This is a genomic window from Brakhagea slesvicensis, from assembly GCF_052161625.1.
Lineage (GTDB): Bacteria > Planctomycetota > Planctomycetia > Pirellulales > Pirellulaceae > JBKCUI01.
The window spans coordinates 238,647-265,286 of sequence record NZ_CP197412.1; the positions used below are offsets into that span (position 1 = coordinate 238,647).

A 26,640-nucleotide genomic window follows, 5' to 3' on the forward strand; every position below is an offset into this window, starting at 1 on the left:
CTGCCCGGTTTAAGGATTGCGAGCTATCATGAGTGTCCGGCTAAGCGTTCGCCGGATTGGAGTTTTCTCTTACCCTTCGTATCGCAACCACGACCACCGCATGGCCAATGATTGGAAGCTCTTAATCTGCCTGGTAGCGGGCACGGTCATCCCGGCAGCGATCATCTCGTGGTGGATCGTCGGGTGGGTGCGTAAAAGGGCGCTGGTTTTAGGGTTGATGGACTTACCGAACGATCGAAAAGTCCACACCGTTCCCATTCCGCGTGGAGGTGGGATTGGAATCGCGTTGGGAGTTTGTCTCACATTTGCGATAGGCGCTTTGGCGGTTTGGGGACTTCACGAGAATTGGTTCGGCGCTCAGCAGTTGCTACCCGAGTCCTTAGTGGTTCATCTGCCTGGCTTGGTTAGCCGGCTGGGGGCCTTTGGGGTGTTGTTAGGAGGTGGAGTCGCTTTGGCCATTCTAGGGCTGTTCGACGATCTGCGCGGATTGCCTTGGCAGTTGCGATTGGCGGTCGAGTTTCTGGTGGCGGGAGTGGTCGTCTATTGGCAGAATCTTCAGCTCACCGCCTACATTCAGGTCCCATGGTTAACGTCATTGATGAGTGTCTTTTGGATTGTCTTGTTGATCAATTCGTTCAACATGCTCGACAACATGGACGCGCTTAGTTCGGGTGTTGCTGCCATCATTTGCGTCATGCTTTCCGCAATGTTGCTGTTACCGGGTGGGGAGGTGACCAAGCAGCCACAGTTGTTCGTCTCCGCGATGCTCTTGACACTCTTGGGTGCATTGCTTGGTTTTCTACGGTACAACTGGCCTCCTGCCTCGATCTTCATGGGTGACTCGGGCAGTTACTTTGTTGGCTATTGGATCGCGATTACCACGTTGCTTTCGACCTATGTCGATGCGAGGGGTTCGACTCCCCATGCCGTTCTAGCTCCTCTCTGTTTCCTGGCGATACCCATCTATGACACGTTCAGTGTGGTGTTGATTCGATTGCGAGAAGGTCGCAGTCCATTTCAAGCTGACAAACGGCATTTTTCGCATCGCCTGGTGAGCTTGGGACTGAGCAAGAGGCAAGCGGTTTGGGCGATTTATTTGGCGACGATCACTTGTTCCCTAGGAGCATTGCTTTTGCCTAGAACCGATTTGGTAGGAGCCGTGATGGTTTTGTTCATTGTGATTTGCATGTTGTTTTTAGTGAGTCAGATCGAAGGCATCTTGCGAAGGGGACCAGGTGATTCGTGAAGCCGAACCAGGAGTTGCAGAATCATGAAAGCTGGGTAATCCAACTCCCGGATCGGGCGACCCAATTTTTGCTGGGGCTTTATTGGGTCATGTCGCAGTGGAATCCGTGCGATTCCACGAGCGTTTCGATCGGAAGCTCCCTTTACTTGATCCTGATCGGGTTGGCATTGGGATTCTTCACGTCGATCGACCGATTGCTCGGTGAAAGTCGACACACCATCTCTTTGCCTTGGAAGTTAGCGATCACCGGATTCTTCGCTTGGATGTTATTGGCGACGTACCAAGTGTTCGATCGCGGGAATTTTCGATCGGCCAGTCTAGGATTTTGGCAATCGGTTTCGCTGTTAGGAGTGGCGAGCGCTGCGTATTACCAGTTCACCAAGCCGGGGCGCATGGAGTCTCATCTCCGTTGGATGCTTGGCACCATGGCAGGAACGGTCCTGTATGCCCTTTACCAGTACTTGATCAGCATGCCTCGGTTGCGGGAGGAGTTTGCAGCGAACCCCGACGCCATGCTGCAAGGAAGAGGGATGGTCCCTGGAACGGGGGAAGCAATGCAGTTTGCGAATCGGTTGATGAGCAGCGAACCGATGGGCCCCTTTGCATTGACGAATTCGTTGGCCGGTTTCATCGGCCCATGGCTCGTGGTCGCGCTGGGTGCGATTGCGTGGCTATGCCTTCCAGAATCGGCTGCAGTCGGGGGAGGCAAACGTCGAAGTCGTCATTGGACGCGGCGATTTCCTTCCTACTTTCTGACCCTCTGGTTGCTCGTAGTCCTGGCCGCTTGGACGCTCGTCCTGACGAAAAGCCGGACCGCTTGGATCGCAGCGGCCGTTTCGTGCGCATTGCTCGGATTGATTGCGCATCCCTTGGTACGCCGCTCGTGGGATCGTGGCAGTCGCTATTGGTCGATCGCTGCACCGTCGCTTTTGGTCCTGTTCTTGATTGGGCTTTTTGTGCTCTGGCGAGATCCTCAGTTGCTCACCGAGGCAGGAAAGTCCCTTGCGTACCGAATGGAGTATTGGCGAGGTGCGTGGCGTTTGGCGGAGCTTTCGCCTTGGTTGGGAGACGGACCGCTACAATTCCAAGACATGTATGTTCGGGTCAAAGAATTGACCGCTTCAGAGACTCCAGCCGATCCTCACAACATGTGGATGGAAATTGGAGTTTGGGGTGGATTCCCCGCCCTGGCGATGGCGGCAGGAATTGGTTTGGGTTTGGTGCAGCGATTCGCAATGATGCCCATCCAATCATCTTCGCTAGCGAGCAACGAGGATCGCCTGGATACGAAAGGGCTTCGCCACCTCAAGGCATCGGATTTCGGTGCATCTTTTGGTTTAGTATCCGTGGTTGCATTTTCGTTCTTGTCACCTGAATTGGATACCCAGCTGACGGCGCTCTTGTTTGCGGGAGGATGTTTTTATACCTACCTCTCCCTCGCATCCCCAACCTGGGAGCGGTTTGTTTTCGAGAACGGGATGAAGATTGGGTTGATCCTTTGCACGTTTCTCGGGATTCATTTCCTGTTTTCAGGGGGGTGGATGCAGCCGGGGAATATGAACACGGCTGTGATCGGTGCAGTGCTAGGTTTTATCGGCCCCACTCGCCGAGCGTTGAGGCGGGAAGAATTGTATGTCTGGAGCCCATGGATCCCTTTGCTTGCATGGATCGGGTTGACCGGTAGTTTCTTGCTTTTCTTTTATGGGCCTGAAAATCGACTTGCGACTTGGGAGACCGATTTAGCCTTGGGGAAATGGAAAGCGGCTTCGGCGTCGGAGTGGGCAGAGCTGAGAGAGGTTCACCCCTGGGCACCTCAGGTACCAGAGGAGATCGCCAAGCATGCATTGGGCAAAGCGATGGATCGGCGGATGGGTGACACAGCCCGCCGGGAGTGGATCAACCTGTTCCTTGAGTCGGATGACGCGATGCGAAAGCGGTCGCCTAGGAGTTGGAATATCGCGTATCAAAGCGCGATATGGAATCGGATGTTGGCAGACGAGAGTCAAGCCGACTCGAAGTTGGCTGCGACATTATTGGAGCGGTCGATGGTTGCAATCCGGGAGACGGCTGCGATGTACCCGTCATCGATCCCCGTGCAGTTGCAGTTTGCCCTGTTCGCTTTTTCCGTCGGGGACTTGGAGGGGGCATTAGCTGGTTGGAAGCAGGTGGAGGCGATCGAAACGACCACTCCGCATGAAGATAGAAAACTGGCAGCGACCACGGTTTATTTGCCTGATGGGCTGCGTGTCGGTTGGGGAGTGGATGGCCAACCAGGCTGGGGAAGGGATCCGAGCGGGTTTGTCCGCGCTGAACCGGTTTTCGCGAGGTTGCGTAGTTCGCTGCAATTGTCAGAATAGCAATTCTACTGGCCGACGCCCCGAGCGCGTCGAGACCTTGATCGATCGATCTTTTGCCGACTTGAGACCCATGAAAACAGCGTTGATCCTCATCCTTTTATGCGTCGGGCTCGGTTTTGGGATTGCGACGAGCGAGCTGAACAGCAGAACCGCTGGGCTGAAGCAAATCTACGGCGTCGTGGAGGATATGGATGCCGCACTGGCCAAAGCAACCCAAGTGGAATCGAAGGATCTTGCGAAGATCGAAGTCGTCGGTGGGACGGAACTCGATTTCGGAACCATGAAAAAGGGGACTCGCCGCAGTCACAAATTTGTCTTCAAGAACGCCGGGGAGTCCCCTGCGGAAGTTTGGTTCAAGGCGAGTAGTTGCAAATGCACGGTCGGAAAATTCGAGAAAGCGACCCTCAAGCCAGGGGATTCGACAGAAGTGGAACTCGAGTGGATCGTAGAAGGTATCAGCAGCGATTTTGCTCAAACGGCAACGATCGGAACTTCGGCCCCCAACCAAGAAGAGATCAAGCTAACGATCAAGGGGCGTGTAGGCGAGTCGTTGATGTTCGAACCCTCCATGCTGAATCTGGGTGAGTTCATGTCCAATGAGTCTCACGAATTCAAAGGAAGGCTCTTTAGCTTCGAAGAAGTCCCTTTGGAGGTGCCATCTGCTGCAGTCGGTGACACAGCGATCTCGTCCAAGTTTTCGGTGTCTCTCGAGCAACCTCGAACGCCTGAGCCAGGCGAATTTCCCAACTACGCAGAAGCGAGACAAGTGTTGGAATTCAAGGTTACCGTCAATAAAGGGGTTCCATCTGGCAATATCAACACGAATCTGATGTTCGCACGATATTTCAAGGATGGTGAATCCGAGTCCATTCCTTTGAAGATCATCGGGCGATGCGTCAATCCCATTCGGATCATCGCGGGAAATGACTACGACGAAGAAAGAGATGTCTTGAAGCTGGGAAATGGGACCACGAAAGAAGGCCTCAAGAAAAGCTTCTTGCTCGCGGTCAAAACCAACGAGTATCCGGATGCAAACATCACCTTCAAACGGGTAACGCCCGACGCCATCGTAGAAAAAGTACGGGTTACGATTGGCGAGCCTCAGGTGACCAAGTCTCAAAAGATCTTCCCGATCACCATCGAAATCCCCGCCGGGACCGAGCCTGTGGAATTGAATGGCTTGTTCGGCAAGGACTTTGGCAAAGTGGTTTTCGAGACGAACATGGAGAATTCGCCAGAGGAGTCCATCTACCTCCAATTCAAAATCTCGGAGTAAGTCCTCCCAGTTCACGAAACGGCCGCAATAGGGTTGAAGGATACGATTCCCTTAACGATTTTTGCTTCAATAGCCGATGCAACGGTAAAATCGATTATGACGATCGCGCATCGTCGTTTCGTTCCGCCGATCCCTAGCTAGCGAACCATGGCCAAACGACAGCAATCCATCGAGAAGCGACGATTCCTTCGGAGAGCAGCAATTCTCTCGCTCTTGATCGGAGTTTCACTGGGGTTACCGATCCTAACCGCAGCAGGGGACCCACCCAAGCGTCTTTTCCCTGGACTTGGCAAGGGGAAGCTGGGTAGCTTTTTGCAGGGGAACAAGCGTCCCGATCCTCCTGCTGCACCGACTTCATCGCCCAGCAATACGGGACCCGAGAAGATAGGGGACGGGAAAAAGAGCCAATCGGGAGCAGGACGCTTGGAAGAAATGAGCGAGGGGAAACCGACAGGGATTCCGGTCGCGACCTTCCCGAATCAGATTCCAACCAACAAACTGGATCGCGCCCAGACTTCATTGCAAGAGTCTGCAACCACGGCTCCGCCGGTCAATGTCGCGACCGAGGCAGAGCGAAATCAAGTGATCGCTCCGGACTGGAAAGATCCCTGGGCAGTGTTCTACGTCACCGGTCGCCAGTTTGGCTATATGGAACCATGTGGCTGCACGGGGCTGGAGAATCAAAAGGGAGGATTGATGCGGAGGGATTCCCTCCTCGAAGCGATTCGCGATCGAGGGTGGAACGTGATTCCTCTCGATGCGGGAAACCAAGTCCGTTCGCGTGGCAAGCAGTCAGAAATCAAATTCGATTGGACCTCCAAAGCCTTATCGATGATGGGGTATGGCGCGGTAACGTTCGGTGAAGATGATTTGAAACTGAGCCAAGACACGCTCGTTTATCAGTTGGTTAGCTACGCGGGGGATTCGAGCGGGAGCAACGGCCCACTCTTTGTTTCGGCAAACGTTTCCATCTTCCCGGACTTGGATACCACCTACAAAGTGATTCGTGTTGGCAACAAAAAGATCGGGATTACGGGAGTTCTCGGAGATGAGAATGCTTCGAAGCTAGAGACGGTCGCCGATTCGCTAACGATTAAACCTGCAAAGGAATCCTTGGCAGCCGTGAAGAAATTACTGGATGCCGAGCAATGCGATTTCACCATCCTCCTCGCCCACGCATCGCTCGAAGAGTCTCGGCTCTTGGCGAAGAGCGTCCCTGGATTTTCGATGGTGATCACAGCCGGCGGCTATGGTGAGCCTACCTACAGGCCAGAGTTGATCCCAGGAACGGAAACTCAAATGGTGCAGGTGGGAACCAAAGGGATGTATGCTGGGCTCGTCGGCCTCTTCAACGATGCAAAGGAGCCTCTGCGTTATCAGCGACTCGCTTTGAGCTCCCAGTTTGAGGACTCCCCACGAATGGTCGAGCTATTTAGCAAGTATCAGGATCAGCTCAAAGCCGAGGGGATGGAGCGGCTTGGCAAGCGGCCTCAAAACCATCCGACGCAGCGCGAGTTTGTGGGCTCGGAGAAGTGTGGCGAATGCCATACGACCGCGTTCGACATATGGAAGAACACTCCGCACGCCCACGCCACCGATTCGATCGTCGAGCCTCCCGAACGATCCCTCGCCCGCCATTTCGATCCGGAGTGCATTTCCTGCCACACCACCGGTTGGAACCCGCAAGATTTCTTGCCCTACAAGACAGGGTACGAATCGCTGGAAACAACCCCCCACATGATGGGAAATGGATGTGAGAACTGCCATGGACCAGGGAAGAACCATGCCGATGCAGAATCGGGTGATATCGAAGCAACCAAAGAGTTGCTAGCGAAATTGCGGCAAGAGATGCAATTGCCTCTGTCCAAGGCCCACGACAAGTGCTTGGAGTGCCACGATATCGACAACAGCCCTGACTTCCACAAGGACAATGCGTTCGAAGAGTATTGGGAGCAAGTGAAGCACTACGGGAAGGATTGATGGTACGCGACTGAATGGCGGTTTGATTTCGTTATACTAACGAGTCGGACTCCATCTTCTTTCTCCAATTGGAAAGCGTTCGTGTGAAGAGAATCGCCGTCATCGGGGCAGGCATTAGCGGATTGTCGTGCGCTTGGTATCTGCAGCGAGAGGCACCCGAAGCACAAATCGATGTGTTGGAAGCGTCGAATCACGTGGGGGGAGTTATCCAAACCCATTACGAGTCTCCCTATCTGGCGGAACTTGGGGCGGACAACATCGCCACCCTCATCCCGGACGCTTTGGAGCTGGTCGAAGAATTAGGTCTCCGTGCTGAATTCATCACCCCCAATCCCAAACATCGATTCGCGCAAGTCGTTCGGGCTGGGCGAATCCTGCCGATTCCCAATGGGTTTTCGCTGATGCAACCGACCCAAATGGATGCGATTCTTTGGTCCCCGATCCTGAGCTGGGCCGGGAAACTGAGAGTCCTCAGCGAATACTTCATCCGGCCCAAAGCGGGCGACCAAGACGAAAGCGTCGAATCCTTTGCCGTCCGTCGGCTTGGTCGAGAGTGTTTTGATCGATTGGTGGAGCCCATCATCGGAGGTATCTTCACCGCGCGCGCTGAGACCCTCAGCATGAAAGCGACCATGGACCAATTTCTCCGCATGGAGAAAGAGCACGGTGGTTTGATTCGAGGAGCGCTCGCGAAAAAAAGAAGCCAAGCCAACACGGATCAATCGGCCCGCAAGGCTAGAGGGGCTCGATACGACCAATTCCTAGCGCCGCGGCAAGGGATGGGGTGGTGGATGAACACCATCCGCGAACACTTAAAAGCTTCGGTGCATCTAGGTGTTCGCATCTCTGAAATTGATGTTCGCCCCGATGGCCGTTGGGCAGTGCTTGGAGAAAACGTGCCCAATCCGAACGATGGCTATGACGCTGTTTGTTTGTCGACCCCGAGTTGGGTGAGCGCCGACTTGCTTATCCACACTGCGCCAGATGTAGCAGCCTTGCTCGATCGTATCCCGTATGCTTCCTCCGCCGTCGCCATATTAGCGATCCCCAAATCGGAGATTCGAGCCGATGCTATGTGCTTTGGCGTGGTGGTTCCCAAAACGGAAGCCCGCGACGCGCTAGCGATCAGCCTTTCGAGCGAGAAGTACCCAGGGCGATCCACGGAGGATACCGTTTTGGCTCGCGTGTTCATGGGTGGAGCCGTACGCCCTGAATTGCTGGATCAAACCGATGAGCAACTACTCCAAATCGCGCGCCGGGAGACCAACGCCTTGCTGGGCGTCACCAGCCTTCCTCGGTGGCAAAAGCTGGTGCGATGGAATCAAGCGATGCCTCAGTACTTGGTCGGGCATTGCGAACTGATTCAAACCATTCGAGATGGTTTACAACAACACCCAGGAGTTTTCTTGGCAGGAAACGCCTACGAGGGAGTTGGAATTCCGCAATGCATTCGACTGGCTAAGAAGACCGCTCAGTCGATCGCTCAGTATGTGAACCGCTGATTAGGTTCCTTATCAAGCTCCCTCGTTGGACGGCACACCTCTTCACTTGGCGGCAGTGGCGTCGGTAGTCGAAGTGTCTGGGGCAGGAGCCGGAGTTTCTGCAATGCTCAGAATGTAATTGACCAAGTGCCAAAGGTCATCGTTCGTGAGCCCAGGAAGACCTTCGCCTTGCGAGAGCGCGGCAGCTGGCATCGTCGCGCCGGGGATACCGTATCGAATGCGACGATAGAGATCGATCGGCTCGCGACCGCCGCGGAAGTAACCCGCGACAATGTTCCTTGGCTTGAGTGGCTGGGGCTTCAACCCACCTCGCGCGAGCAAGGGCAATAGCTCCTCGGTGTCGGTCGGTTTGATTCCAATCTTGGCCGTCCAGTCCTTGGTCCAGTCGTCGTAATCAGGAGCCTGTGGACCGTCCCCTTTCGCCGACTCTCCGTGGCACTTCGCGCACGCGGCATCGTTTCCAGCGAAGAGTTTTTTCCCTTTCTCGATCGATTCTGCCAACTGAGACTTGGTCTCCTCGGTTTCGCTTCCAAAGAGAGGGAAGTCTGGCATCTCGGGCTCTTCGACTTTGTCTTCCGCCTCGGCCCAATCGTCCGCAATATCGATCAAGAGCTCTTCTGCCAGATCGAGCTGTTCCTTCAATTCGGGACTGGAGGACTCCGCGCCGGCCACTTTCAAGGAAGCGTCGTAGAGTCGATCTTCTTCCAAGTCCAAATCGTAGGCTGCCGTGTAGAGAAGTTTACGTTCAAACTCGCCTCGGATCGATAGAAAGATAACGTAGTCCACCAGTGCATCGAGTTGTTTATCCGATAGCTTGGTGAACTTGGGCATTTGGGAATCCCCAAGGCCTTCCAGGAGGATTCCTTTCAAATCCGACTTGAGCGGCTTTCCGGTCCGGGTCGTGCTCTTGTATTTAAAAATACCGTGTCGGAATTCTCTTGGGTAAGGATTCTGGCTGGCTGCGACGGGGCCTCTACCTTGACCGCTCTCGCCATGGCACGAGGCACATTGCTGTCGATACAAACCTGTTGCACCAGGTTCTGCCGAGGCGGGGGGCATACCGGCAGCCATCTTGAGGTTCTCAAGCGAAAGCAGGTCGGGGTAGTCCGCTTCGAATATCGGTGGCAGTTTTGGTTCGTTCAACGTTCCAAACCAGTCGACCAGCAAATCCTCGGAGTCGCGGGTCGGCTGGTCCAGCGGAAGATCCTCGGCAATCTCGAGAGCATGCGAGTAAAGCAAGTTCGGTTCGTGCTGAGCAATGCGATGGGCGCTTTGGTCGCAGCCGAATGCGAATAAACCTCCCGCAATGAGCAGTGCGAAAGCATGGCGACGAGTTCGATTTGGAACGGAGTTGAACATGGTAAATCCTGCGGACAAATAAGTTCCTTGGGGCGGGTCGGCTATTTCTTTGACAAGTCTTTGATTTCGATGTTCCGCCAACGGACTTCGAATGGACCTTGGTCTTTTCCAATGCCGTGCACTTGAAGGCCGATAAAACCATCGGAGTACGAGATGGGATCTGTTAGGTCCTCGATCAATTTTCCGTTGATCCACGTCTGAACGCGAGGACCAACAGCCTTCACGTGGTACTGATTCCACTCGTTGTTTTTGAGTTCGCTATGGGGTGGTTGTGTTGGCGAAACCCAACCTCGACCAGTGGCTTCGCCGTACAAGTAGCCGGCCTCTCCGGGGCTCGATTCAATCTCGACTTGCAATCCATGAACTCGGCCTTGATCTTTGTCCGCCAAACTCTTCGAACGAATCTGCACGCCGGAATTGAGACCGTCGTCGACCTTTACTTCAAACCGCAATTCGAAGTCACCGAAAACTTTGTCGGTGCAAAGAAAGGAATTGGGACTTCCTACAGCAGTTCTACCCACGACAGCATCTCCCTCGATTCGGTACGATGCCCAGCCGTTTTTTTGGGTCCACCCCGCAATGCTCTTCCCATCGAACAAACGAGTCCACCCCTCTCCACTTGAAGGCGTTGGGGACGGGGATTCTTGATTTCGGACGACTTTCGCGTCTTGAGCGGACAAAGTTTCTAGGTTGTTCGCGATCAACATCGAGGAGGCGGCGACCGCAATCGCGAGCTGGGCCCGCCGCTGTATTGGCTTGGTAGATAATTGCATGGAGAGGTCCTCGACGGGATGAAGGTGGGGGAATACGATTTTGGGCGTCTCAAGAGAAGAAATGGTTACGCGCACTGCGTTGTTTGAGTGTACCCCACAAACCGTTTGTTTACGAGCCAGCCAACTCCCTCCCTTTCGCGGATGCGACGAATTGCCATGACGGATTTTCTCAATAGCCGATGCGAGAATCGTTCGAACTCCGCTTCCTATCCGAGGACGCGCCTCAGGCGAAATCGCAGGTGGCCATGGCTGCGCGAGATGGTGCAGGAAACCTCGTTGGCCCCCTCCCAATTGATCTGGCCTCTTTTTGTTATCGAAGGTGAGAACCGACGCGAACCAGTCCTCTCGATGCCGGGCGTCGAACGGATGAGCGTCGATCTTGCCACAAAGGCTGCAGCCAAAGCAGCGGACCTGGGAATCGGCGCCGTCGCTATCTTTCCAGTCACACCGAGCCAGTTCAAGTCGGATGCAGGAAGGCACGCCATCGACCCCAACAACTTGATCTGCCAAGCCACCCGCAGTATCGCTTCCGCAGTCGGAGACCGGATGGGCATTGTCTGCGATGTCGCGCTCGACCCGTATACCACACATGGTCAAGACGGAATCGTCCGGGAGGGGTATGTCGTGAACGATGAAACCATTTCGGTCCTTTGCGACCAAGCAGTCAATCAAGCCCGAGCAGGTGCAACCATGATTGCTCCCTCCGACATGATGGATGGCCGTATCGGGGCGGTCCGAGATGCGCTCGATGCCAACGGTTATCAACACATTCCGATCTTGTCTTACGCAGCCAAGTACGCCTCTGCTTACTACGGCCCCTTCCGCGACGCAGTCGGTTCCGCTTCCAATCTGGGTAGCGCCGACAAAAAGACATACCAAATGAATCCGGCAAACTCGGACGAAGCGTTGCGGGAAGTCGAGTTGGATATCCAAGAGGGGGCAGACATGATCATGGTCAAGCCCGGCATGCCCTACCTAGATATCGTCCGACGCCTTCACGACCGCTTTCCTGTCCCACTCGCCGTTTACCAAGTCTCCGGGGAGTATGCGATGCTCAAGTTCGCTGCTCAAGCGGGCGCGCTCGATGAAAAGAAAGTCGTTTTGGAAAGCATGATTGCATTTCGTAGGGCAGGAGCCTCTGCGATCCTGACCTATTTTGCATGCGAGGTAGCCACATGGCTCCGCGACTGAACACTGCAGATGGTTCGCGCGACCTTTGTTTAATTCCCGGTCGACGCGAGCACTTCGTCGATATGCTTTAACAGCAATTCTCTCTCGTCGATGTCCAGCCAGACATAGGAGCCAACGGCATTTCCCTCCGCATTCACCAAGACGAATCGATCGGGGTGACCTCGTTTTTCAACGCCGTCTAAAAAGAATTTCTCGATCCCCACGCGCATCGTGTATTCGATCGGCGCATACAAAAAGAACCATCGCTTGGGATCTGCCCCGTACGAGGTAGCGTATTCCGCCAGCTTTTCTTGCGTGTCGATTTCCGGATCGACGGTGATGCTCACAAATCGGATTGGCTTATCTTTGTACTTGTTGTGCAGCAACTGCATCTGCGAGGATTGCCGTGGGCAACTACCTGGGCAAGTCGTAAAGAAGAAGCAGGCGATATAAGGTTGACCTCGAAGCGAATCACTCGTGACCTTGTTGCCGTTTTGGTCCGTGTATTCAAATTCGGTGAGCCATTTGGGTTGCTCCCTGGCGGACTGCACCAAGCCGGCTAGTGCCTTTCGACGACCAGGATCCTTTTCGGCTTGGCGAATCTCCCATGGGTCTTCGTCTTCTTCCGCGAGGAACTCTGTATCGGATTGCGATTGTTCCGATGGCGGGGCGTTCACAATGCGATAAGCTCGGTAGGCCATCGCCGAAATGGTTCCCAATGCGATTCCCGCGAGAATCCCCATCATGCGTAATGCATTGCGACTCAATCGTTTTCTCCTCGGACTCGAATTCGTTGGTAGGCCCCCCGCAGTATGGGGAGCCACAATATTCAGGGACGCATCCTACGGGAATGCGGTAATAGGGGACGCAGTATAAGGGACGCAGTATCGGAGGGCAGGCAAGCTTCGCCGGGACGCTCGCGGCATTAAGCGATAACGTCGTGGACAACGTTCCCGTGCACATCGGTCAACCGGAAGTCTCGGCCGGCCCAGCGATAGGTGAGCTTCTCGTGATCGAACCCCATCAAGTGAAGGATAGTAGCGTGCAGATCATGGACATGCACTTTGTTCTCGACCGCTTTGAAGCCGAACTCATCGGTTGCACCGTAAGCCGTTCCACCCTTGACGCCACCACCTGCCATCCACATGGTGAAGCCGTAATGATTGTGATCGCGGCCGGTCATCGTCCCTTGGTTCGAGCCTTCCTTTGGCATTTCCACGGTTGGCGTTCTTCCAAACTCTCCCCCCCAAATAACCAGCGTGTCTTTGAGCATGTCGCGCTCTTTCAAGTCGCTGAGGAGAGCCGCGATGCCTTGATCGCTCTCCTTCGCCAATCGGCCGTGCTCTCTTTCCAAATGGTCGTGGCTATCCCACGGTTGACCTTGACCATGCCAAAGCTGAATGAATCGAACGCCATGTTCCAGCAAACGCCTAGCAATGAGCAACTGCCTTGCTTGGACACCTGGCCCGTATTTGTCCAATACATGTTGCGGTTCGCGCTTGACGTCGAAGATCTCGGAGGCCTCCCCTTGCATGCGATAAGCCAGCTCAAAGGATTGAATCCTCGCGTCGATCATCGGATCCCCAAGCCTCGATTTTCGATGCTCGTCATTGAGGGCTTGGATCAAATCCAATTGCCTTCGTTGCGCCTCCCGCGACAACTTCTTGTTGGCGACATATTCGATGAGTTTGTCGATCGCTTCGTGTTTGGTGTCGATGTAAGTGCCTTGAAAAATCCCAGGCAAGAAACCGGACTGCCAGTTCTGGGATTCTTGGATGGGGTACCCACCGGGACACATGGCGATGAACGCGGGCAAGTTTTGGTTTTCTGTCCCAAGTCCATAGGTGAGCCAAGAGCCCATGCTGGGTCGCACGAGTCTCGCTTCGCCGGTATTCATGAGCAACAGGGAGGGCTCATGGTTGGGCACGTTCGCGTGCATCGACCGAATCACGCACAAATCGTCGGCGTGCGCTGCTGTTTTGGCAAAAAGGTCGCTGATCTCCAGCCCCGATTCACCATATTTCTGAAACTTGAAGGGACTTCCATAAAGCACCCCGGTTGGACGCTCGGTGCGAGGCGTTTCTCCCGGCATCGGCTTTCCTGCGTATTCGGCTAACGCCGGTTTCGGATCGAACGTGTCGACGTGCGAAGGGCCACCGTTGCAGAAAATGTGAATGATCCGCTTGGCGCGGGGCGCAAAATGGGGAGCTTTGGGAACAAGCGGGTTGATTTGGTCGATCTCGCCGGCGGCCAAGGTCTCTCCGAGCATCGATTGGGCGGCTAATGCCCCCATGCCGATGCCGAACTGAGTCAAAAGTCCGCGGCGATTCAAGGCTTGGCAATTCATACGCTGGAAAATCAAGACTTTTAGGAGGGAGGGAAGGCAGGATAGGAGGGAGTGATGGCCCTCCCAAGGCGATAACCTAGCGAAGGCATGTCCCTATTCTAGCTACCCGTGTCTCTCCGGAATAGATTCACTCTTCGCAGGACTTCGGAACCGAGGGTTATAGGTTCGAATCCTATCGGGTGTATTGAGTTTTTTCCCAATGTTTTCATTGGTCGGACGCAAATTGTTAAACCGCTCCCCGGACCGACCCTGATAAGGAACCTTCTCGGAGAAGTCGATTTCGCAACTGCTTTAAAAACGAGGGCTTACGGAGTTCGAGACCGAATCGAACGGTCTTTCTGAGCGTGCCGCGTTACGGAAAATCTGCTTAACAGAAACGCAGTTCGAGACCGGCCAGGGCCAGTCTGAGAGTCGCGGAATGGACCCTTAACCTGCATCCCTCTTGCTCGTCATTGCAGGGTCAACGGACAGAGAACTCGCCCGCCAGGTCAACTACCTCAAGGCGGAGAACCAAATCCTTCGCAGTCGGCTTCCTGGTCGAATCAGTCTAACTGAACGCGAGAAGAACCGCCTTATTCGTTTTGCCAAAAATCTCGGTTCGGCGCTCAATGAGTTGGCCACGATTGTTCACCCCGGGACCATCCGTCGCTGGATCCGCGAAGCCGCAGCAAAATCCAAGGCGCGCCGAAAAGACAAAAGCGGCCGTCCCCGGACTGCAAAGGATATCGAGAAACTGATCCTTAAACTGGCCAAAGACAATTCCTGGGGCTACACCAGGATCCTGGGCGAACTGAAGAAACTGGGGATCGAATCGGTAACGCGCAACACGGTCAAAAACATTCTCAAACGCAATGGCTTCGAGTCAGGCCCTATCGAGTCGACAAAGACGGCAGGCCCGAAATGCAAGATCCTGATGCTCGACAACGACGCAAAGTACTCCAAGTTGTTCATCGATGTATTTGAAAAGGGAAAAATCAAAACCCAACGAACTCCGATCCGATCCCCGAACATGGTCGCCTTTGCCGAACGATTCGTTCAAACGATCAAGCAAGAATGTCTCGACCATTTCGTCGTTTTTGGCCACAAACACATGGACCTCCTGTGCCAAGAATTCAAAGACTACTATCACGAAGAACGGCCGCATCAGGGACTCGAGAACGAGCTTGTGATTGGCGGTACGAGAACGAAGAAACGATCGAAGTCTGGAACGAAGCCATCCGAAACCGTTTCGATTCCGATTTCTGAGATTCGTTGCAAAGAACGGCTCGGTGGACTGCTCAAGAGCTACAGCCGCAGAGCGGCGTAGCTCAAATCATCGTTCCACTTTCTTCGATACGTTCACTTCAGGTCTGAGCATTCTGCTGCGCGCAAAGCGAACATCCATCTGCACCGCAGCCATCTGCACCCAAAAGTGATCAATGTGCTATCTCAAATCTGACTCCAACTGCTCTCGATCCCTCAGCTTTTTCTTTCGGAAAAACACCTTGTTCGATGCAATCTAGTTTTTGCACAGGGCGGGATTCCGCACTACATCACGAAAACCAAATTCACCCCCGCTACTATATTTTTTCACGAGCCACAACAGAACAACACCGATTATTACTATGGCTAAGGTTGCAATGATGATCTTTGCGGTCATTTTACTGATCTGAAACCGAAGGAGTCTGTTTAGGAGTTACTTTAATTAAGCAATCAGCGTTGGGCAGTGAATTGAACTCGATTCCGGTTTGATCCGGCTTCAGGAATACGGTGGGACGATCCGACGAAAACCATGGCATAGCACGATTGCCAGAAAGATGAGATTTCTTAGGACCACAGTAATCGGATTCACGCTTGGTGCACAAGAGGCATGTGGACTCGGCCAAGCCTGTGCCAGAGCCGTCCCAAGCGATTCCATCCATCTGATGCTTCTTGGCCATTCCCAAATGCCGCTGATCAATTCGGTACGAATTCCATCTTTACCAACGCGTGCTCCGACGATGCCACCAACGATCGCCGCGGTCGTATCTGCATCACCACCACATTCGATGGCTGCGGTCACCGCCTTTTGAAAGTCGTCCGGGTAAGTCAGCCAACAATGAATGGCCACTGGCACAGTGTGATAGGTGTATCCCGAAACACCGCGACCAAGTCCAATTGATTTCGCGTAGGTCAGAGTCGATTCATTCTTCCTAGTAGATGCGATCGCTGAAATTAGCATCCCAATAAAATCCTGAGCTTCATCGGGTAGCGATTGTGAAACGAGTTCTAGCCAACGCTCCGCACTGACACTGTCAATCTGTGACGACTCGCGAGCGGCGAGTGCCACTGCGACAGCTCCAAATTCGGCTTTGGGATCAGTATGCGTTAGACGAGATGAGGCTCGAACGTATTCGAGCAACTTTGGAATATCGTCAATCGTCGCACCGAAAATTGCAGCTCGCATGGCGGGACCGTTGCCTGCGGAATAGCCCCCGGACTTCGACGGACGGATGCCAAGCCACAACTTAATACAACTTCGAGCCGTGGCTTTTCCAACGCCGGCAGGCAGAGCCAAAATCCACCAACGCAATCGGGACGCAAATCGTCTCGTGAACGTATCAACGTTATCGCCAGATTCGATGAGACACTGCGACACCATGCACGTATGCTCGGTATCGTCCGAGATCATACCTCGGCCGAACACGAATCGATATCGCTCTGGCGGACCCAGTAACTTGCGGGCACGACTTGGCGACATTCCTTCATAGGGCAAGCCAAGGGCATCACCCACAGCGGTTCCTAAGATGCATCCTATTATCGCTTTCTCCTTCGTCATCCAGATCTTTTCCCGCCCTGGTTTGGTTCTCGTTTACCACTAGACTGATCTAATCGAAAACGGCGATGACAATTCCGCCACTTAAAGTACGTTGTTTTACCTCGCACTGGAACTTACGCCCATTGTCAAGAATGGGGGCGAACCAAAGACTCACCTCACGTTTCAAGTATCCCAGCACACGACGTTCTAGATTCACAACGGCAACAGCATTTGAATCATAAGGATTGTGCGGTTCGCGTATCAAATAGACGGCTTCACCGATTGCCAGTCTACTTAAATCAAGTTGCCGATTTTCAAACGATTCGCCGACCATACGAAATGTAAAACGGGGAATTCGATTTGAAGGTGTCCAATCATCGGTCTGCGTGTCAGCATCTGCGGCAAGATCAATTGAGTTCTCGGTATCTTCGATGATCTCAGCGACAACAAATTCCGTCGCTGGAATAAACGATTCGTCTGGCAACACTCCGATGACGGGCTCTCCTGTTGCGATAACCTCCATGCTCATTGCAAACTGATGCCATGCTAGCCCAAGTTTTATGGGACGAATGAATAGACTCTTACCGCTTGACCTCTTTAAAAACAAGCCGTCGGAATACCACTGAACTCCGACGATGGAGCTGAGAGTGTACTTCTTCGCTGTCAGTCGTCCATCAAGCAAAAGGTTCTTTTCGATACGCTTTACGACCCCCGCCCCCACAGACTTGAGGTAGTGGTCACCGCCAAGGGGAATCCCAGCCGGACGCTTAAGAGAAACAATCTCAAATACCTCTGCGTCACTGAACTCAAGAGCCTGTGGCAAACTTCCCGTTTGAAGTTGTTGAAGAAGATTCCACGCGGTACGTGCTAGTGACAAGCGGAATTGCTGGTCTTTGGTAAATTCCAAGGTTAAACCGAGACCAATCGCAATCTTGCTAATGTTCTCGTTTTCTTGATCATCGAAAAAACCGTCTGAAAGAGCGTCTTCCACCACTTGTTTCAGTAGGGCAGATGATTCTTGTTTAACAAGCTCCTCGACTTCAGGCTCGGTGATACCTGTTTTCGATGCAAAGGCATGAAGCTGAGTACGTTCGTTCAAGCTCAGATTGCCGTCGGATATTGCTTTCTTTATTCCTTGGAGCAAGGTCTCACGATTCTTGGCATCTCGCTGATTCTCTCGCGTCTGAACATTTCGAAGGCGTTGCACTTCGGCTTCGCGTTGGCCACACATTTCTCGGACTATAGATATATTGACCCTACCTGCAGAGACTTCTTGATTCTTGGTTAACTCCGGACTCTGAACGAAAGATTCACGGTCAATTTCACCGCGAGCTACCAGACCGAGAAACTCAATGTCTGAAATTGGCCCGACCATTCGGGTTCCAAGTAATCCCAACAGCTTGGGACGTTCGTACATCCAGATGGACGAGAGCTTCGGCGCAATAGAGGTTGCACGATTATCGAACACCCAAACGGGCTTTTTGCATTTGGGACATTGAATGCGTCTTCCCTCTTGATCGATTCGAAACTTAAGTGACTGCTCGCAGTATGAGCAAATGAAGATCTTAGAGGTGTCATCTGAATTCATTTTGTGGTTTCCAACCCATTACCGCTGGAGAATTCCGGCCGCAACGAACTTTGCCGCCTCTTCTACGTGTTGTGTATCTATCAACTCTCTGCCATCCAAGTCGGCAATTGTACGTGCCACCTTCGCTAGACGGTCGCATGTTCGAGTTGATACTGCTGCTCTCTCAATCGCTTCACGATATGATTTTTCGCCTTCCGGTGACATTCGACAGTATTCCGGAATCTGTCCGCCGGGGATTGCTGAGTTAGTGGAAATTCCCATTCCTTGAAATCTGGCGATTTGTAAGTTTCTTGCCTTTTCAACCCGCGATCTGATCTGTGCAGACTCACCATCATTTACCTCGGCGAACCGCTCATCATGCGTTAATGGCTTGAGAAAAACCTGCAAGTCCATTCGATCCAAGAACGGACCGCTTAGTTTCTTTTGATATTTCTCGATGACCTTAGCATCGCAACGACATCGCGGATCACCGGCATAACCACAAGGACAAGGATTCATTGCTGCGACAAGACAAAACCTCGCAGGGAACTCAAGGGATGCGGCAACTCGCGTGATGTTCACATAGCCATTTTCTAAAGGTTGCCGAAGTGCCTCGAGTGTATTCTTTGTAAACTCGGGAACTTCGTCCAGGAAGAGGATGCCATGATGCGCGAGAGTGACTTCACCGGGTTTAGGGATACCACTACCACCTCCAACTAGCGATTGCATAGAAGCGGAATGATGAACTGGCCTGAATGGACGACGAGTAACAGCCATTCCATCTTCGCCAAGTAATCCCAAAGCGGAATAGATGCGCGTCAGTTCCACCTTTTCCGCGTCAGTTAACCTCGGAAGAATCCCTGCCATTGCACTAGCGATAAGAGATTTTCCTTCACCAGGTGGACCGACCAAGAGGAGATTATGTCCTCCAGCAGCACTAATGACCGAGGCTCGCTTAGCGTCAAGCTGACCGCGAATCTTGCCGAAGTCAGTTGCTTTGTCGATGTAGTTGGTGAAGCGAATTGGTTCACTCAAAGCGTTGCTTAGTCGACCAACACCACGGAAGTAGTCGAGCACTTCGTCGAGGGTTTCAGTCGGAAAAACACCGCAACCCTCGTGCCCTGGTTTCGCTAAAATCAAGGCACACTCTTTTTCATTTCCTTTGGGGACAATCAGCTTCTGCCCAGGCTTCAGCAAAAACGCGAGTGACAACGCTCCTGGTACTCTTCGCACCTCCCCGTGTATTCCAATTTCGCCGAAAAGGACAAGTTGCTCTTCTTTGGACTGTGGAAGATCCGGAAGGATTCCAGCAACCTGAAGCATCATGACTGCAAGTGGAAGGTCTAGCCAAGTGCCATCTTTTTCAATTGCAGCGGGCGCAAGATTAATGAGTATCTCAACTGGAGAGTCTGGAATCCGCAATTTACTGAATGCGCCTTGAATCCGTTGAAGAGCCTCACGAACTGGTCCTCGAGTCATCCCCGTAATCGAACAGCAATCGACGACCGGTCGGGGGCGCGCAAGTACCGAAAGCGCTCGTCCTTGAAGCTCGATTAACGTTCCGTTGATCCCATGTAACACTCCACCAAAGAGTGTGTGGTCCCTTGCAAGTAGATGGTCGTGCAATCTAAAACTCAAAGCAGTCTGCCTTCACTATCGTGGCGTCCGATGTAATTCCCTCGCTCTGTTGCTTTAGAGTATAGCAGTGAGATTCAACCTTTGAATCGGCAAATGACGTCCCATTTAGCACGATCGCTCCGCACTCTGTCAGTAGTTCGACAAACCATACTCAACTTGATTTCTCAACGGCAAATCGGGCGGTCGCGTTGAAGCCAAGGCAGGTTATCTCGACCGCGTCGCATGCCCCTAAATGCGAAGTTAAGAGACTTCGTTTGTGTTTGAAACGACAACCAAGCGTAAGCGTATCGGCGTTTTAAAGCTCCGCGTTCCCAAATTTACCGAATATCTGACATCTAGTTGTCCTTGCCGCTGCCACAATGCAATTTAGGTACGCGAACGGGTTGTTAAACCAAAGTTCTCTGTCAAACAGAGAATCTGAGAGTTGCAGACGAATTTGTGCGGTCCGGTCTCAGAAATGCGATTTTGGGGTGAATTGAGAGCACTCTCTGGATGGAGGCCGGCCGCACGAGAGCCTCCAAAACCCTTGAGAAACAACGAAAAAAGCCGAGGGGTTTAATCCTCGGCTTCTCTGTTAAATCGAACCCTCGGAAATTCCGAGGATTTGAAAGGCTCCCCGTGCGCAACCCTCTTCCTAACAACAAGCTCTTTTTGCAAGAGATGCAAGTTGTTTTCTGGAAAGGACTTAAGCGGCTTCGAGACCCGTTCGATATACTGCTATCGGTAGGAACGAGTTTGAACCGATTCTTCAAATTCGGTTCACAACCGGACCCATATTTTTTCTCGAACACCCTATTGAACGGGGAAGCTTTCGACTTGGTTCTCGTTCGATTTGCAATGGAACGTCTGCTGTATCGACTTTCCCAATCAACGTTCCGCGATCGATTCAATCAGCCATTTTTTCGCCCTGCGAAATAACCACTACTTGCACAGTCTCGTTTCTGCACAGTGCTGCAACCAGCCAGTCCTGGCGACCCAACCTCGCCCTCAATCTTGGAAAATCCAATCCCTCTGGTAAGATGGACTGTCCGACGATTGTTCTCCGTATCTCCACGTCGAGTTTGACAAGTGACCGAACAAGAGCGACTCCGTAGACTGGAAGAAGCACGATCTGACTCGGATTCGTGGAAGGAGTGGTATCGCCTCACTCCGCTTGAGAGGATGCAGGAATCCACAAAACTTTGGCGGTTCTACTTGGAGGCCGGAGGCTCACTTGATCCCGAACCCGATTCTCAAAGTCCTTTCGACGCTGTCATGCCACGCAGTACGCCACCTGCTTATCGGCGGTCAGGCTTGCGTGTTATACGGCGCAGCGGAGTTTAGCCGCGACTGCGATGTCGTGATCTTGGCCGATGAAGACAACTTCAAAAATCTAAACGCAGCCTTGGCCGAATTGCAGGCAGAATGTATCGCGATTCCCGAATTCAAGGCGGAGTATCTCCAACGCGGACATGCGGTTCACTTTCGGTGTAAACACTCCGACGTGAACGGCCTGCGAATCGATGTGATGACCCAACTGCGCGGATGCGAACCATTTGATCGCCTGTGGGAGCGGCGAACCACGATCCAAGATCCGAGCGCAAACGCTGTGTATGAGGTTCTCGCGATTGAAGATCTCGTTTGTGCAAAAAAGACGCAACGCGATAAAGACTGGCCAATGATCCGCCGCTTAGTCGAAGCTCACTATGATGAGAATCAAGATGATCACAATGACGCGATGGTTCAATTCTGGCTGCGCGAGTCTCGCACACCAGCAATGCTAAGCCAGCTCATGCAACGCTTTCCTCAATCCGTGATGGCACTGACCTCCTCGCGACCGTGGTTGTCGTCGGTTGAACCGAATGATTTCGGGCAGATCGAAATGTACCTGAGGCAAGAAAAGGAGATGGAACGACGTGCCGACGAGGCGTATTGGAAACCACTCAAGGAAGAACTCGTTCAGCTTCGATTAAATCGGGAACGCCATAACAAAGACTAAGCTACTCCCCTAAGCGTGGTTCGTGCGGCCAGCCGAGTCAGCATATCACGGCAGATTGTTTGTGAAACTCTGGCATCCAAGTGATGGATGGACTGAAAAGAAATAGCTTAAGAGCCAATTACACCTGTCTTCTTCAGCTCCATTCTGTGCGACCTCAACTTCGCCTCTACTTCCTCTAGTGTGATCGCACCTAAACGCCAGCAGAACTCGTATGATCACCGTTTGCGGGAATTGGTCTTCCAATCTGGAAGAACGGAGACCGCACGACGAATCGGTGTGCCTCGATCCACGATCCACGGCTGGACGAAGGCTCGACCTCGACCGGTCGTGACACTGATTGCAGATGGTGATTATGTCGAAAGCCTCGAAAAGAGGGTCTACCTTCTCGAGCGGCGCACTGCACGATTGAGAGCTTTGCTTCGACTGTGCGTTGTCTTGCTTCGGCTATCTGGCTTTTCGCTTACCTACCAACGCTTGCCTCAAGGAAGCGATAAAGAAAAACTCCTCCGAGTCATTGATCGTGCAAGCCGATTCGTTCGATTGCCGAGGTTACTTGTCTGCATCGGAATCTCGTCTTCACGCTTCTACGATTGGAAGAACTCGCAAGAATGCGGATTGGATGATGTCTCGTCTTGTCCCAGATCTTTGCCAGGGCAAATGACTGCGATGGAACGCTCCGAAATGCGATCGATGGTGCAGTCTGAAGACTATCGTTATCTCAGCGTCGGATCGATTGCACGATTGGCCGCGCGCTTGGGAAAGGTCTACGCTTGCACCTCGACTTGGTACCGAGCGATTCAAAGCGGAAATTGGATCCGGTCTCGTAAGCGCATCTACCCACCGAAACCGCGCGTCGGATTGCGAGCGACAAAGCCAAATGAGTATTGGCATGTCGATACAACCATTGTTCGATTGCTCGATGGCAGCCCCGTGTACCTTCACGCAATTCTCGATAACTTCTCGCGCCGCATTCTCGCATGGCGATTGAACGACACCTTTGAAACTGGTACGACCGCGGAACTCCTTAAGGAAGCAGCGAAGGGACTCCCCGAAAACACAGTACCCTCTGCGGTCATGGACTCGGGCGTTGAAAACGTGAATGGTACAGTAAATGATCTTGTTTCTGATGGCACGATCCAACGTATCCTTGCGCAGGTCGACATTGTCGAATCGAACAGCATGATCGAAGCCTGGTGGCGTCAGTTGAAGAACCAGTGGTTGTATTTGAACGAACTCGATAGCGCGAGTTCCATTCGCAAGCTCATTGCTTTCTACGTGGAGCAGCACAACTCGGTTGTTCCCCATTTTGCTTTTCAAGGGCAGACGCCCGACGAGATGGTCTTTGGGACCGGAGCGAAAGTTCCGGTGGACCTTAAAGAGAAGCGAACAACAGCAAGAGCTGCGAGGATAGCGCACAATCGCGCTCTAAGCTGTGATTTATGCAGAGCAAAAGAAAGCGAACCAGCACTTGTATCACTCCAAAACAACACGAGCTAAGGATTGTCCAACTGCGTCTTGTACCAAGAAAAGAGGATCACCAGGCGAGCAACAAAACTCGATGGATGTCTGATTGACCGTCGCAATCCAGAAAATCGAGGTTGAACCAACTCACAAAACAATAAAAGCGATCCGGCCGATCGCCCATTTAGGTCGAAGTGAGTCCAGGTTCATCGATTGCACGAGCTGTGCCTCAGAGAAACTCGCGCCGCACCATCAACTCACCTAATAGCGCCGAGTTCTCGAACGCTTTTTTCCAGAATGTTCTGCAGCGCCGAAGCGAGAATCTGATCTTGCCAGCCGGATCGCTGGGGAGATCGAGTCTTCCCTACAAAACGACGCGATCCTTCGCGGCTGCGAAGGATCGTGCGATGTTTACTACGACCAATTCACTTAGGAAGCGGCCTAGTATCGGTAGTTGTCGGACTTAAAGGGGCCGTTGACGTCTACCGAAATGTAATCCGCTTGTGCCTTGCTAAGCGTGGTCAGCTTGACACCGAGCTTTTCCAAGTGGAGTCGAGCGACTTCTTCGTCGAGGTGCTTCGGCAACGTGTAGACTTGCTTCTCGTAAGTACCGTTTTTGCGTTCCTTCCAAAGTTCCAATTGAGCGAGAACTTGGTTGGTGAAGCTAGTGCTCATGACGAAGCTGGGGTGACCGGTCGCGCAACCTAGGTTCATCAATCGACCTTCGGCGAGGACCAAAATGCTGTGCTTGGTCTCGTGGAAGTACCATTGATCGAACTGCGGTTTGATGTTGCGGCGTTCTACTTTGCCGGTCTTTTGGAGCTTTTCCAAGCCAGCCATGTCGATTTCGTTGTCGAAGTGACCGATGTTGCAGACGATCGCCTTGTCCTTCATCTTGGCCATGTGTTCGGCGGTGATGATGTTGAAGTTGCCGGTCGCCGTGACGAAGATATCAGCGGATTCGAGATAGTCTTCGAGCGTCTTGACTTCGTATCCTTCCATGACCGCTTGCAACGCGCAGATCGGGTCGATTTCGGTGACGATGACTCGGCAGCCTTGACCTCGAAGCGATTGGCAGCAACCTTTGCCCACGTCTCCAAATCCGCACACCACTGCGACCTTGCCCGACAGCATGACGTCGGAGGCACGGTTGAGTCCGTCGATCAAAGAGTGTCGGCAGCCGTAGAGGTTATCGAACTTGCTCTTGGTAACCGAGTCGTTGACGTTGATGGCAGGGAACAGTAGTTCGCCGGTCTTAGCCATTCCGTACAGACGCTTGACCCCCGTAGTGGTCTCTTCCGATACACCCTGAACGGCTTTGCCCATTGCGGTGTACCGACCTGGGTTGACAACAAGCTCCTTGCGAAGCGTTTCGAGGATAACTCCCCACTCTTCTGGCTCGGTTTCTGGATTGAAGTCGGGAACCACACCGGTCGCTTCGTATTTGGTACCCAAGTGGATAAGCATCGTCGCATCGCCACCGTCGTCGACGATCAAATCAGGACCGGATCCGTCTGGCCAAACCAACGCTTCCACGGTGCACCACCAGTATTCCGGGAGGGTTTCACCCTTCCAAGCGTAGACTGGGGTTCCGATTGGGTTGTCCAAGCTACCACCACGCCCCACCACGACCGCTGCTGCAGCGGTGTCTTGCGTCGAGAAAATATTGCAGCTAACCCAACGCACGTCTGCACCGAGGTCGACCAAGGTCTCGATTAGCACAGCCGTTTGAACGGTCATGTGGAGCGAGCCCATGATTTTTGCACCGGCCAACGGCTTTTCGGCTCCATAGCGAGCTCGCAGTGCCATCAAGCCTGGCATCTCGTCTTCGGCAAGCTGAATTTCCTTGCGGCCCAAGCTCGCCAGCGCTTCGGCTTCGGTTCGGTTCCCCTCTGCCAACAAATCAAATGCCTTCACCTTGAAGGGCAAACGATCGCTGCTAACGCTACCACTCAGCTGCTTCGGTGCCTTGGCCACTGTACTCATTTCGCTACTCCCGCTCTTTATTGTCCGCAATGATTCCAACAAAACTGGCCCGGAGCATCCATCGGATTCTTCGCCCGAGCTGTGACTACTATATCATCCGCCTATCCGGATGAAAAGATAACCAAGCATTCGGATCCGCGAAAAAGTTTCTCGATGCAACCGGTTAGACGGCCAAACGGATGGGGGTTGGGAATTCGAGTACAAATTTGGTCCCGCGCCCGACTTCGCTTTGGACAGCGATGCGACCGCCGTGGGCCTCGACGATTTTCCGAGCAGTGGGAAGCCCCAGCCCGGACCCTCCGTGCTTGGTGGAATAGAACGGCTCGAACATTCGCATCGCGGTGACTTCATCCATGCCGCAGCCGGTATCGATCATTTCGAGCGCTACTCCTCCTGGCGTGGAGTAGGTCCGAACCAAGAGTTCGCCGCCATCGGGCATGGCTTCCAAGGCGTTTTTGACCAAGTTCAGCAGCGCTGCTTGCAGGGAGTCGCTGTGTAGCTTGATATTAGGTAGGTTGGAATCGAGATAGGTTTGGAGTCGGACGTCGGTTTTGTCCGCTTGCGCTCGGTATAGGGAGAGAACTCGCTGGATCTGATCGTTGAGAGACCCAACGGTCATCTCGAGATCTCGCATCCGTGCAAAACGAAGAAAATCCCGCAAGAGATTCTCCAAGCGGTTGCACTGTTGCCGGATCATATCCACTTTGGCGATCGCGCGTCGCTGACCGGGGAACGGGGATTCCTCGAGCTCCTCGCAGAGCAAGTCGGAGTTCATGTGAATGACCGACAGCGGATTTTTTATCTCGTGGGCCAGGGATCCGGCCAACTCGGCCAGCTCGTTGTACTGTCGACGCAGTTCGTCGGCGAGCTCTTGTTGGGATTTGGAGGATGGAGAATCGTCGGCCATGGAGAAGAGCTCGTGCTGCTATCGAATTGGAGGGGAGATACCTTCGACCCTGGAAGTCATCTCGCAATGCGGTCCACTCGGGAATCGGATTTAAAAATTCTCGCTCACCAATCCCTTCCCGAATTGTACACCGCAACTACCATGCGCACAGCGTTCGCTACAACCGCTACGATCGCTCCTCTCCAACGGGATGGCACGATGCTTTCCTCGGATTCCGTCCGCGCCTGGTCCCCGTAGGCACTACATTCCGGCTAGCAACCTCTCCTCGCCAGCCCCCCTAGCTCTGATTCTTCATCCGTTTCCTTTTGAGTGAACAT

Annotated in this window: 18 protein-coding genes; 9 read left to right on the plus strand and 9 right to left on the minus strand. The window is 53.1% G+C overall.

Annotated elements, in window-relative coordinates; translation table 11 throughout:
• Positions 1–28: 28 nt before the first annotated feature.
• The 5 genes from SH467x_RS00885 (at position 29) to hemG (ending at position 8,361) form a co-directional block, all read left to right on the plus strand.
• Positions 29–1,246 (plus strand): MraY family glycosyltransferase, encoded by a 1,218-nt coding sequence (locus tag SH467x_RS00885; RefSeq protein ID WP_482369434.1) that lies wholly within the window; start codon positions 29–31, stop codon positions 1,244–1,246.
• A complete protein-coding gene (locus tag SH467x_RS00890) occupies positions 1,243–3,603 on the plus strand; it encodes an O-antigen ligase family protein (RefSeq protein WP_482369435.1) in 2,361 nt (786 codons plus the stop codon). Before SH467x_RS00885 ends, SH467x_RS00890 begins: the two co-directional genes overlap by 4 nt.
• Positions 3,604–3,673: 70 nt before the next feature.
• Entirely contained in the window at positions 3,674–4,879 is a 1,206-nt protein-coding gene (locus tag SH467x_RS00895) for a DUF1573 domain-containing protein (RefSeq protein ID WP_482369436.1), read from the plus strand.
• Positions 4,880–5,026: 147 nt separating this feature from the next.
• Positions 5,027–6,859 (plus strand): multiheme c-type cytochrome, encoded by a 1,833-nt coding sequence (locus tag SH467x_RS00900; protein WP_482369437.1) that lies wholly within the window; start codon positions 5,027–5,029, stop codon positions 6,857–6,859.
• 83 nt (positions 6,860–6,942) lie between these two features.
• Positions 6,943–8,361, plus strand: a complete 1,419-nt coding sequence (gene hemG / locus SH467x_RS00905) for a protoporphyrinogen oxidase (RefSeq protein ID WP_482369438.1) — start codon at positions 6,943–6,945, stop codon at positions 8,359–8,361.
• Between the two features lie 42 nt (positions 8,362–8,403).
• Here hemG and SH467x_RS00910 read toward each other — a convergent pair whose 3' ends face one another.
• Positions 8,404–9,720: a cytochrome c gene (locus SH467x_RS00910; protein WP_482369439.1), complete on the minus strand. Its 1,317-nt coding sequence runs from the start codon at positions 9,718–9,720 to the stop codon at positions 8,404–8,406.
• A 41-nt stretch (positions 9,721–9,761) separates the two neighbouring features.
• A complete protein-coding gene (locus tag SH467x_RS00915; RefSeq protein WP_482369440.1) occupies positions 9,762–10,493 on the minus strand; it encodes a 3-keto-disaccharide hydrolase in 732 nt (243 codons plus the stop codon).
• Between the two features lie 156 nt (positions 10,494–10,649).
• Between SH467x_RS00915 and hemB the strand changes: the two genes are divergently transcribed.
• The gene (hemB, locus tag SH467x_RS00920) at positions 10,650–11,684 is read left to right on the plus strand and encodes a porphobilinogen synthase (RefSeq protein ID WP_482369441.1); all 1,035 of its coding nucleotides are present in this window, start codon (positions 10,650–10,652) and stop codon (positions 11,682–11,684) included.
• Between the two features lie 29 nt (positions 11,685–11,713).
• On the opposite strand, the gene SH467x_RS00925 is transcribed toward hemB, so the two are convergent.
• Both SH467x_RS00925 and SH467x_RS00930 read right to left on the minus strand, forming a co-directional pair.
• A complete protein-coding gene (locus SH467x_RS00925; protein WP_482369442.1) occupies positions 11,714–12,430 on the minus strand; it encodes an SCO family protein in 717 nt (238 codons plus the stop codon).
• A gap of 158 nt (positions 12,431–12,588) precedes the next feature.
• Entirely contained in the window at positions 12,589–14,010 is a 1,422-nt protein-coding gene (locus SH467x_RS00930) for a DUF1501 domain-containing protein (RefSeq protein WP_482369443.1), read from the minus strand.
• A 442-nt stretch (positions 14,011–14,452) separates the two neighbouring features.
• Between SH467x_RS00930 and SH467x_RS00935 the strand changes: the two genes are divergently transcribed.
• Positions 14,453–15,316, plus strand: a complete 864-nt coding sequence (locus SH467x_RS00935) for an integrase core domain-containing protein (protein ID WP_482369444.1) — start codon at positions 14,453–14,455, stop codon at positions 15,314–15,316.
• A 432-nt stretch (positions 15,317–15,748) separates the two neighbouring features.
• Here SH467x_RS00935 and SH467x_RS00940 read toward each other — a convergent pair whose 3' ends face one another.
• The 3 genes from SH467x_RS00940 to SH467x_RS00950 are packed head-to-tail and all read right to left on the minus strand — an operon-like array spanning position 15,749 to position 19,934.
• Positions 15,749–16,807, minus strand: coding sequence for an ADP-ribosylglycohydrolase family protein (locus SH467x_RS00940; protein WP_482369445.1), 1,059 nt, complete (start codon positions 16,805–16,807; stop codon positions 15,749–15,751).
• A 49-nt stretch (positions 16,808–16,856) separates the two neighbouring features.
• A complete protein-coding gene (locus tag SH467x_RS00945) occupies positions 16,857–18,374 on the minus strand; it encodes an HIRAN domain-containing protein (protein WP_482369446.1) in 1,518 nt (505 codons plus the stop codon).
• Between the two features lie 18 nt (positions 18,375–18,392).
• On the minus strand, positions 18,393–19,934 hold the full coding sequence (locus tag SH467x_RS00950; RefSeq protein ID WP_482371326.1) for a YifB family Mg chelatase-like AAA ATPase: 1,542 nt from the start codon (positions 19,932–19,934) through the stop codon (positions 18,393–18,395).
• A gap of 1,270 nt (positions 19,935–21,204) precedes the next feature.
• Between SH467x_RS00950 and SH467x_RS00955 the strand changes: the two genes are divergently transcribed.
• Entirely contained in the window at positions 21,205–21,969 is a 765-nt protein-coding gene (locus SH467x_RS00955) for a hypothetical protein (protein WP_482369447.1), read from the plus strand.
• Between the two features lie 276 nt (positions 21,970–22,245).
• A complete protein-coding gene (locus SH467x_RS00960; protein ID WP_482369448.1) occupies positions 22,246–23,466 on the plus strand; it encodes a DDE-type integrase/transposase/recombinase in 1,221 nt (406 codons plus the stop codon).
• Positions 23,467–23,871: 405 nt separating this feature from the next.
• On the opposite strand, the gene ahcY is transcribed toward SH467x_RS00960, so the two are convergent.
• Both ahcY and SH467x_RS00970 read right to left on the minus strand, forming a co-directional pair.
• On the minus strand, positions 23,872–25,416 hold the full coding sequence (gene ahcY, locus SH467x_RS00965; protein WP_482369449.1) for an adenosylhomocysteinase: 1,545 nt from the start codon (positions 25,414–25,416) through the stop codon (positions 23,872–23,874).
• 163 nt (positions 25,417–25,579) lie between these two features.
• Positions 25,580–26,323, minus strand: a complete 744-nt coding sequence (locus SH467x_RS00970) for a sensor histidine kinase (protein WP_482369450.1) — start codon at positions 26,321–26,323, stop codon at positions 25,580–25,582.
• Between the last annotated feature and the right edge of the window lie 317 nt (positions 26,324–26,640).

Excerpts from the sequence above, each read along its gene's own strand:
- SH467x_RS00895 (WP_482369436.1), top strand. The coding sequence starts at position 3,674 with ATGAAAACAGCGTTGATCCTCATCCTTTTATGCGTCGGGCTCGGTTTT.
- SH467x_RS00885 (WP_482369434.1), top strand. The coding sequence starts at position 29 with ATGAGTGTCCGGCTAAGCGTTCGCCGGATTGGAGTTTTCTCTTACCCT.
- SH467x_RS00900 (WP_482369437.1), top strand. The coding sequence starts at position 5,027 with ATGGCCAAACGACAGCAATCCATCGAGAAGCGACGATTCCTTCGGAGA.
- SH467x_RS00945 (WP_482369446.1), bottom strand. The coding sequence starts at position 18,374 with ATGAATTCAGATGACACCTCTAAGATCTTCATTTGCTCATACTGCGAG.
- SH467x_RS00940 (WP_482369445.1), bottom strand. The coding sequence starts at position 16,807 with ATGACGAAGGAGAAAGCGATAATAGGATGCATCTTAGGAACCGCTGTG.
- SH467x_RS00970 (WP_482369450.1), bottom strand. The coding sequence starts at position 26,323 with ATGGCCGACGATTCTCCATCCTCCAAATCCCAACAAGAGCTCGCCGAC.
- hemB (WP_482369441.1), top strand. The coding sequence starts at position 10,650 with ATGACGGATTTTCTCAATAGCCGATGCGAGAATCGTTCGAACTCCGCT.
- SH467x_RS00915 (WP_482369440.1), bottom strand. The coding sequence starts at position 10,493 with ATGCAATTATCTACCAAGCCAATACAGCGGCGGGCCCAGCTCGCGATT.
- ahcY (WP_482369449.1), bottom strand. The coding sequence starts at position 25,416 with ATGAGTACAGTGGCCAAGGCACCGAAGCAGCTGAGTGGTAGCGTTAGC.
- SH467x_RS00910 (WP_482369439.1), bottom strand. The coding sequence starts at position 9,720 with ATGTTCAACTCCGTTCCAAATCGAACTCGTCGCCATGCTTTCGCACTG.
- SH467x_RS00930 (WP_482369443.1), bottom strand. The coding sequence starts at position 14,010 with ATGAATTGCCAAGCCTTGAATCGCCGCGGACTTTTGACTCAGTTCGGC.